Genomic DNA, 8078 nt, shown 5'->3' on the forward strand with positions numbered 1-8078 from the left:
GGTCGGTGGGGGGGCCGCACCGGGTTGCTCGCCGTCCGGGCCGAGTTCACCGCGCTGCTGCTTGGCGGTACGCAGATCGTCGATCCAGCCGAAATCCTCGGCCACCGGCTCCGGGGGAGCCTCCTCGGCCCGGCCACGACCCCAGCGTCGACCCTTGGCGCGGGGGTCGCGCCGCTCCTCTGGACCGTCCTGCGGTCGCTCCCCACCACGCGATGTCACTGCTGACCCTCCCCGACGGCGTCGCTGCCGTCCTCATCCGCCCCAGCGGCGTGCCCCGCGCCCGACCGGTGGCGGCCGTCCGGCCCCGCCGGCCCGTCGGTGCGCGACACCGGGGCGGGCAGCCCGCGGACGATGCGGCGCAGCAGGGGCAGGCGGGCAGCCACCGCCCGCTCCACGCCGTGGCTGCTGGGATGGTAGTAGTCGGTTCCGACGAGATCGTCGGGAGCGTACTGCTGGGTGACCACCCCGCGCTGGTCGTCGTGCGGGTAGCGGTACCCGGTGCCGTGCCCCAGGCCACGGGCTCCGGCGTAGTGGGCGTCGCGCAGCCCGCGCGGCACCGGACCGCCCCGGCCGGCGCGTACGTCGGCCATCGCCGCGCCGAGGGCGGTGGTGGCCGAGTTCGACTTCGGGGCGGTCGCCAGGTGGATCACCGCCTGGGCCAGGTTGAGCTGGGCCTCGGGCAGGCCGACGAACTCCACCGCGTGGGCGGCGGCGGTGGCCACGGTCAACGCGGCCGGGTCGGCCATGCCGACGTCCTCGCTCGCGAAGATCACCAGCCGGCGGGCGATGAACCGGGCGTCCTCCCCGGCGACCAGCATCCGGGCCAGCCAGTGCAGCGCGGCGTCCACGTCCGAGCCGCGCATGCTCTTGATGAAGGCGCTGGTGACGTCGTAGTGGGCGTCACCGTCGCGGTCGTAGCGCACCGCGGCCACGTCGACCGCCTGCTCGGCGGTGGCCAGATCGATCCGCCCGGTGCCCAACGCCGTCGCCGACGCCGCGGCGGCCTCCAGCGCGGTCAGCGCCTTGCGCACGTCGCCGCCGGCGAGGCGTACCAGGTGGTCCTCTGCGTCGGCCTCGAGGGTGAGCGTGCCGGCGAGGCCGCGCTCGTCGGCGACCGCGCGGCGCAGCAGGCCGCGCACGGCCGTATCGTCCAGCGGTTGGAGGGTGAGCAGCACGCAGCGCGACAGCAGCGGCGAGATGACCGAGAAGTACGGGTTCTCCGTGGTCGCGGCGAGCAGGGTGACCGTCCGGTCCTCGACCGCCGCGAGCAGCGAGTCCTGCTGGGTCTTACTGAACCGGTGCACCTCGTCGATGAAGAGCACGGTCTGCGGGCCGCCCGCGCGCCGCTGCCGCCGGGCCGTGTCGATGACGGCGCGGACGTCCTTCACCCCGGCGTTGAGCGCGGACATGGCGACGAACCGGCGGTCGGTGGCTCGGGCCACCAGGTGGGCGATGGTGGTCTTGCCGCTGCCGGGCGGGCCCCAGAGGATCACCGACAGCGGTGCGCCGCCGCCGACCAGTTGGCGCAGCGGCGCGCCGGGGGCGAGCAGGTGGTCCTGCCCGACCAGTTCGTCGATGCTCGCCGGGCGCATCCGGACGGGCAGCGGGGCGTCCTCCCCCGCCGCCGGGAATCCGTCGGCACCACCCGGGCCCGCCGGGGCGCTGGCCGCGGCGGGTCCACCGAGGGTGAACAGGGTGTCGGATTCCATCAGCAAGACAGTACCGGGCGGGGACCGTGACGCCGGAATCGCGCCGCACTCCCCGCCGGCCCTGATCAATCGCGGTCAGCCGCGACCCGGCCGCCGGCCCCGGTACCAGCGACCACCGCCGCCTGAACGCGGGCCACTGCCAACCCCGGCCAGGTAGAGCGAGAGCAGCAGCAGGCCGATCAGCACGAGGGTGTGCCAGTTGAACAGGTCAGGGGCGCCGAAGTTGGTGTTCAGCAGGTCGATCAGGAGCGCGAAGCCGAACACGATGGCGGCGAGGATGGCAAGCATGGCGGTGTCCTCCGGTGGGGGTTCCAGTAGGTCGACCGGGATGTACCCGATCGGTCGGTCCGCCAATCTCCACCCTGGAGCGAGCGCGTCGCGCCGACCCGATCTAGGCTGCTTTCATGATCAACACAGCTCACGAGCTGGTGGGCCGGGCAGCGCTCCTCGCCGCGACCGGCCACCACCCGTTCGCCCGGCACGTGATCCGTCCCGGAACGCGACCGCGTGGCTGGCGGTCCGAGGACATCGTGGCGTGGCTGCTGCCGTCCGGAACCGGCCCGGCGGGCGGGGCCATCGGTGTCGCGGCCCCGGCGGTGGACCTCTTCACCGCGCTGGTCGCCGAGGGCGTGCTGCACCACGGGCAGTGGGTGCAGCTACCCCGGACCGACCCGCAGACGCTGGCCGGGCGGTTCGACATCGCCCGCCTCGACGAGTGGGACTTCCTCTGGACCGACGCGCCGCTACCCCGGCAGACCGACGAGGAGCGGGTGGTACGCCTGACCGACGCCGACCACCCGGCGCTGGCGGCGCTGATCGACGAGGCGTACCCGAGCACCACCTCGCGCCCAGGCGATCCGGGGATCGTCGACTGGTACGGCATCCGCGACGGCGACCGGATCATCGCCTGCGGTGCCGACCGCAGCCGGGGCGACATCGGGTTCCTCGCCGGGCTGACCGTTGCCCCGGAGCGGCGTGGTCGAGGGCTCGGCGCCGCCCTGACCGCCGGGATGACCCGCGCCCTCGGCAGCCGGTACGACCGCGTGGCGCTCGGCGTCTACACCGACAACGTGGGCGCGATCCGGCTCTACCGACGGCTCGGCTTCACCGGCGCCCTGGCCCGCACCTCGATCCAGCTCGGCTGAGCGAGGTGACCGGGTCACCCGGCGCTCGCCGCCGGCACACCTGTCCGCCGAGGAACCCGCTGGCTCCCACCACGAGCATCCGCATCCGGCCACCACCCTCCTCACCGAACGACGAGCGCAGGTCCACGTCGTGCCGATTGGCGGATCACGACGCGGACCTGCGGTCGACAGGGACGGCGTCAGACCGGGTCGGCCACCGGGGCGGCCGGGCCGGCGGTGCCGGCGTGTGCCCCGGTCGGGGCCTTGGGCTTGGCGTCGATGCCGGCCTCGGTGCGCTGCTGGGCGGTGATCGGCGTCGGCGCTCCGGTCAGTGGGTCGAAGCCGCCCCGGGTCTTCGGGAAGGCGATCACCTCGCGGATGGAGTCGGCGCCGGCGAGCAGCATGCAGACCCGGTCCCAGCCGAAGGCGATGCCGCCGTGCGGCGGGGCGCCGTACTTGAACGCCTCCAGCAGGAAACCGAACTTGTCCTGCGCCTCTTCCGGGGTGATGCCGAGCAGGTCGAAGACCCGCTGCTGCACGTCGCCCCGGTGGATACGGATGGAGCCGCCGCCGATCTCGTTGCCGTTGCACACGATGTCGTACGCGTACGCCAGCGCCCGGTCCGGTGCCTCCTCGAACCGGTCGACCCACTCGGCGTTGGGCGAGGTGAACGGGTGGTGCACGGCCGTCCAGCCGCCCGCCCCGCCGTTCTCCTGGTCGGAGGTCGGCTCGAACATCGGCGCGTCGACCACCCAGCAGAACGCCCAGGCGGACTCGTCGATCAGGTTGGCCCGCTTGGCGATCTCGACGCGGGCCGCGCCGAGCAGCTCCTGCGCCTCACGGGCGTTCGGGCTGGCGGCGAAGAAGACCGCGTCGCCGGGCTTCGCGCCGACCGCGTCGGCGAGGCCGGCGAGGTGCGCCTCGGAGAGGTTCTTCGCCACCGGGCCGCGCGGCGCGCCGGTCTCGGCGTCGAGCACCACGTACGCCAGGCCCTTCGCGCCGCGCGCCTTGGCCCAGTCCTGCCAGCCGTCCAGCTCCTTGCGGGTCTGGGCCGCGCCGCCGGGCATCACCACCGCCCCGACGTACCCACCGGCGTCGATCGCGCCGGCGAACACCCGGAACTCGGTGCCGCGCAGGTAGTCGGTCAGCTCGGTCAACTCGACGCCGTAGCGCAGGTCGGGCTTGTCCGAGCCGTACCGGGCCAGCGCGTCGTGCCAGGTGATCCGCGGGATGGGCCGGGGGATCTCGTAGCCGGCCAGCTCTGACCAGAGCTTGGCGACGATCGCCTCGCCGAGGTCGATCACGTCATCCTCGGTGACGAAGGACATCTCGATGTCGAGCTGGGTGAACTCCGGCTGCCGGTCGGCACGGAAGTCCTCGTCGCGGTAGCAGCGGGCGATCTGGTAGTACCGCTCCATGCCGCCGACCATCAACAGCTGCTTGAACAGCTGCGGCGACTGCGGCAGCGCGTACCAGCTACCGGGCTGGAGCCGCACCGGCACCAGGAAGTCGCGGGCGCCCTCCGGGGTGGACCGGGTCAGCGTCGGCGTCTCGATCTCCAGGAAGTCCCGCTCGTGCAGTACGGCACGGGCCAGCTGGTTGGCCCGGGACCGCAGCCGCATGGCCTTCGCCGGGCCGCTGCGCCGCAGGTCGAGGTAGCGGTACCTGAGCCGGATGTCGTCGCCGGCCTCCACCTGGTCGTCCACCGGCAGCGGCAGCGGGGCCGCCTCGGAGAGCACCTCCAGCGCGCTGGCGGTCACCTCGATCTCGCCGGTGGGCAGCTCCGGGTTCTCGTTGCCCTCGGGACGGCGGGTCACCTCGCCGGTGATCTTGACGCAGAACTCGTTGCGCAGCGCGTGGGCGTCCTCCTCACGGAAGACCACCTGGACCACGCCGGAGGCGTCACGCAGATCGACGAAGATCACACCGCCGTGGTCGCGCCGGCGGGCCACCCACCCGGCGAGCGTCACCGTGGTGCCGGCGTCCGTCGCGCGCAGGCTGCCGGCGTCATGGGTACGGATCACGACTTGCGTCTCCTCATCTGCGGTACGTCTCTGCCCTGGCATTCTGTCAGCCCGGCCGAACGCACGCTTCGCCACCCGCCGAGCTGACCGCCCGGCGGGTGGCGAGGCTGCCCAGTGGACGGAAGCGCCTAGTCCGGGATGTTCCAGGCGGTCACCTCGATGGTGGTCACGCCGTCGTTGGCCACCCCGACCACGTGGACCAGGACCATCCGCCACGGGGCGTTTCGCGCCTTGGCGTCCTTGTAGTTGGTGGTGAGGCAGAAAACGGTGGCCTTGCTGGCCGGAATGCGGCGGTTCGGCGCGACGAGCGCGGTGTCGATCTTGTCGCTGCACTCCTGGGGTTTCATGCCGGGGTACGCGTCCTCGCTGCCTTCCACCCCGTCCAGCAGCCGGAACGACGCGGGCTCGTTGGCACAACTGCCGTTGAGCCGGATCTCGGCGCCCGCGCTGTCGTTCCTGGTCTGCGGCATGTCCAGGTCGGCGTACTGCGGGGCGCTGCAGGTAGCGCTCAGTTTCAGCGACTTCCGCTCGTACGCGGGCGTGTAGACGGTTTGTTCGGTCAGTTCGGGCTGTTCACCTACTGAGCGGGGTAGCGGGTCGGTGCCGGGGGGCGCCTCCGTCGGCGACTGCGCGGGACCCGACGCGCTGCCGGGCGGGGCCGCCGGCGGGGCCTCCGCCGGGCGGCCGGCGAGTGCGATCGACTTGGCGTCCTTGGCCTGGTCCACCGCGCGCCAGGCGAACAGGGCCGAGCCGAACGCCACCAGCAGCGCCAGGGCGGCAACCCCGAGCGCCAGCAGGGCGACCGGGCGTCCTGAGCGCGGCGGCCGGGCCGGTGGACCGGGCGGCGGCGCGCCCGGCATTCCGGTGGCCGGCGGAGCGGCACGAGGGCCGGACGTCGGGTCGCTCTGCGGCTGGTTCACCAGGGCACCTCCTGAGCACTGTCGCAACGGGAGTCGAGAATCCCTGGCGGTACTGGCAGAAACAAGGAGCGCCGACTATCACATAGGCGACACTTGATCAGGCGAATACTCCTTCGGAGGTCCGCCGATGATAGAAAATCACGTCGTCCGGCATCGGCACTCGGGAGAGATGTGACCGTCGACAGTGATTCCCCCATCGACACCGGGGACGGCGACCGCGCGGGGCGGGGCAGGCGGATCATCGTGGCGCTGACCGTGCTCGGCGTCCTGATCGCCGCCGCCAGCCTGGCCCGTGACTACTTCGGCGTGACCTCGGGTGACGCCGAGGGCGAGCAGCAGACGGTGGCGCAGGTGCCGTCCGGTACACCGGGTCCGCCGACCCCGACCGGCGGTGTCGCGGACACGTCGGGACCGACGGGGGCGCCGTCCGCATCGGCGGGCACCCTGCTCGACACGCTGGAGGTGCAGGGCGGCGGCGCCAACCTGGTCAAGTTGCCCCGGGCCCTGGACGGCCGCCCCGGTTACGACCGGTCGATCACCATATCCTGTCCCCGCAACACCAGTGCCGACAAGCACCGGGAGGTGCTCTACCCGCTGCTCCGGCGCTATCTCGACCTGACCACCACGGTTCGGCCCTGGTCCCCCGACGATCCGCAGGCCAGGGCGGCCGTCACCGTCCTCACCAACACCAACCAGCCCGACGGAACGGTCCAGCGGTTGGAGCGGAGATCCGTGGTGGCCCGGCACGACACGTCCACCGCGCTCTCCGTTGACGTCGAAGGCACCGACGAGCTGGTGCTGCGCGTGGGGTGCGAGCGACCGACGGGCGTGGTGGTGCTCACCGGCACCCGGCTGGCCCCGGGCTGAGGCACACCGGCAGCGCGCTCCGCGCCGGTAGAAACGCGGACGGGCCGCCGGTCACCCGGCGGCCCGTGCGCTGGTGGATCAGATGATGCTCACGCCGTAGACGCTGAGCGCCTCGGTGACGGGCTGGAAGTAGGTGGTGCCGCCGATGCGGCAGTTGCCGTTGCCGCCGGAGGTGAGGCCCAGGGCGGTGCTGCCGCTGAACAGCGCGCCGCCGCTGTCACCCGGCTCGGCGCAGACGTTGGTGCGGATCAGGCCGGAGACGCTGCCCTCGGCGTAGTTCACCGTGGCGTTGAGTGCGCGGACGCTTCCGCTGTGCAGGCCGGTGGTGCTGCCGGAGCGCTGCACGCTCTGGCCGACGTACGCGTTGGCGGCGCCGGTGACGTCCCGGTAGCTGCCGTTGTAGAGGTAGACGTTGCCGGTGGCGTTGGCGGAGTTGCTGTGCCGGACGATGCCGTAGTCGTTGCCCGGGAAGCTGCTGCCGGTGCGGGTGCCGAGCAGGCTGGTCTGACCGGAGTTGGCGTACCAGTTCGAGGCGATGTTGGTGCAGTGGCCGGCGGTGAGGAAGTACGTGGTGCCGGCGCTGTTGCGCACGTTGAAGCCGAGCGAGCAGCGGCCGCCGCCACCGGCGTAGATGGCCTCCCCGCCGGAGATGCGGGTGCTCAGCACGCCGGCCTCGGCCTCGATCCGGATCGCGCCGCCGGCGCGGGCGGCGGCGGCCTTGACCCGCTCCAGCTTGGCGCCGGTGACGGTGCTGTCCACGGAGACGACGACCTGGTTGGTGGCCGGGTCGGTCCACCACGCGGTGCCAGGGATCTTCGCCGAGCGCTCCAGCTCGGCGGTGGCGGCCCGCAGCACGGCGGCGCCGCGGGTGACGATCTTCGGCGTGGCGCCGGCGGCCCGCACCTGACGGGCGGCGGTCGCGTCGGTCACGGCCACGACCATCTTGCCGCTGGCGTCGGCGTACGTGCCGGCGGCGCGGTCGCCGAGCCGGTCGACCAGGCCGGCGGCGGCGTCGGGTGTCGCCGAGGCGGGCGCCGCCTGGGCGGGTGCGCCGAGCAGCGCGCCGGTGACCAGGGTGCCGGCCAGGGCGACGGCGGCGGCGCGGCGGAGCGATGACCTCGTGGGTCGCATGTAACAACCTCCGGAAGGGGGGCGACGGGCGGCGTCACGGCGACGCAGCCGGGGCAACCCCGGCCGACCTGGGGAAATCGGCCGAGTGGGGAAAGTATTCACATATTTAAGATCTGAGGCAAGACATGTCTTTGCCCGATTTGGCCCCGCCGCCCCATGTAACCGCGATGTAACATTGTGGACACTGATGAGGGTCGATATTATCTGGCCACCGCAGCACGCCGGCACCCGTGATCCGGAGGCCAACCATGCCCCTCGCCCGACGCGCGCTGTCCACCCTCGGCAGCGCCACCACCCTCGTCC

The 8078-nt window shown here is 72.7% G+C and carries 8 protein-coding genes; 2 read left to right on the top strand and 6 right to left on the bottom strand.

Annotated elements, in window-relative coordinates; translation table 11 throughout:
• From E1166_RS27560 to E1166_RS27570, 3 genes are all read right to left on the bottom strand, one after another.
• Positions 1–219: hypothetical protein (locus E1166_RS27560; protein WP_132342827.1), on the bottom strand; the 219-nt coding region annotated here is incomplete at its 3' end.
• Positions 216–1709, bottom strand: a complete 1494-nt coding sequence (locus tag E1166_RS27565; RefSeq protein ID WP_132342828.1) for a replication-associated recombination protein A — start codon at positions 1707–1709, stop codon at positions 216–218. The genes E1166_RS27565 and E1166_RS27560, both read right to left, overlap by 4 nt.
• A gap of 75 nt (positions 1710–1784) precedes the next feature.
• Positions 1785–1997: a hypothetical protein gene (locus E1166_RS27570; protein ID WP_132342834.1), complete on the bottom strand. Its 213-nt coding sequence runs from the start codon at positions 1995–1997 to the stop codon at positions 1785–1787.
• A 116-nt stretch (positions 1998–2113) separates the two neighbouring features.
• Between E1166_RS27570 and E1166_RS27575 the strand changes: the two genes are divergently transcribed.
• Positions 2114–2854, top strand: a complete 741-nt coding sequence (locus E1166_RS27575) for a GNAT family N-acetyltransferase (protein WP_132342829.1) — start codon at positions 2114–2116, stop codon at positions 2852–2854.
• Positions 2855–3033: 179 nt separating this feature from the next.
• Here E1166_RS27575 and aspS read toward each other — a convergent pair whose 3' ends face one another.
• On the bottom strand, positions 3034–4857 hold the full coding sequence (aspS, locus tag E1166_RS27580; protein WP_132342830.1) for an aspartate--tRNA ligase: 1824 nt from the start codon (positions 4855–4857) through the stop codon (positions 3034–3036).
• A 128-nt stretch (positions 4858–4985) separates the two neighbouring features.
• Positions 4986–5777 (bottom strand): hypothetical protein, encoded by a 792-nt coding sequence (locus tag E1166_RS27585; RefSeq protein WP_132342831.1) that lies wholly within the window; start codon positions 5775–5777, stop codon positions 4986–4988.
• A 171-nt stretch (positions 5778–5948) separates the two neighbouring features.
• On the opposite strand from E1166_RS27585, the gene E1166_RS27590 reads away from it, so the two are divergent.
• Positions 5949–6644, top strand: a complete 696-nt coding sequence (locus E1166_RS27590; RefSeq protein WP_132342832.1) for a hypothetical protein — start codon at positions 5949–5951, stop codon at positions 6642–6644.
• Positions 6645–6722: 78 nt separating this feature from the next.
• Here the strand turns inward: E1166_RS27590 and E1166_RS27595 are convergent, their stop codons facing one another.
• Positions 6723–7775, bottom strand: coding sequence for a S1 family peptidase (locus tag E1166_RS27595; protein WP_132342833.1), 1053 nt, complete (start codon positions 7773–7775; stop codon positions 6723–6725).
• Positions 7776–8078 lie beyond the last annotated feature (303 nt).

The sequence above is a fragment of the Micromonospora sp. KC213 genome, assembly GCF_004348325.1.
In the GTDB taxonomy this organism is placed as follows: domain Bacteria; phylum Actinomycetota; class Actinomycetes; order Mycobacteriales; family Micromonosporaceae; genus Micromonospora.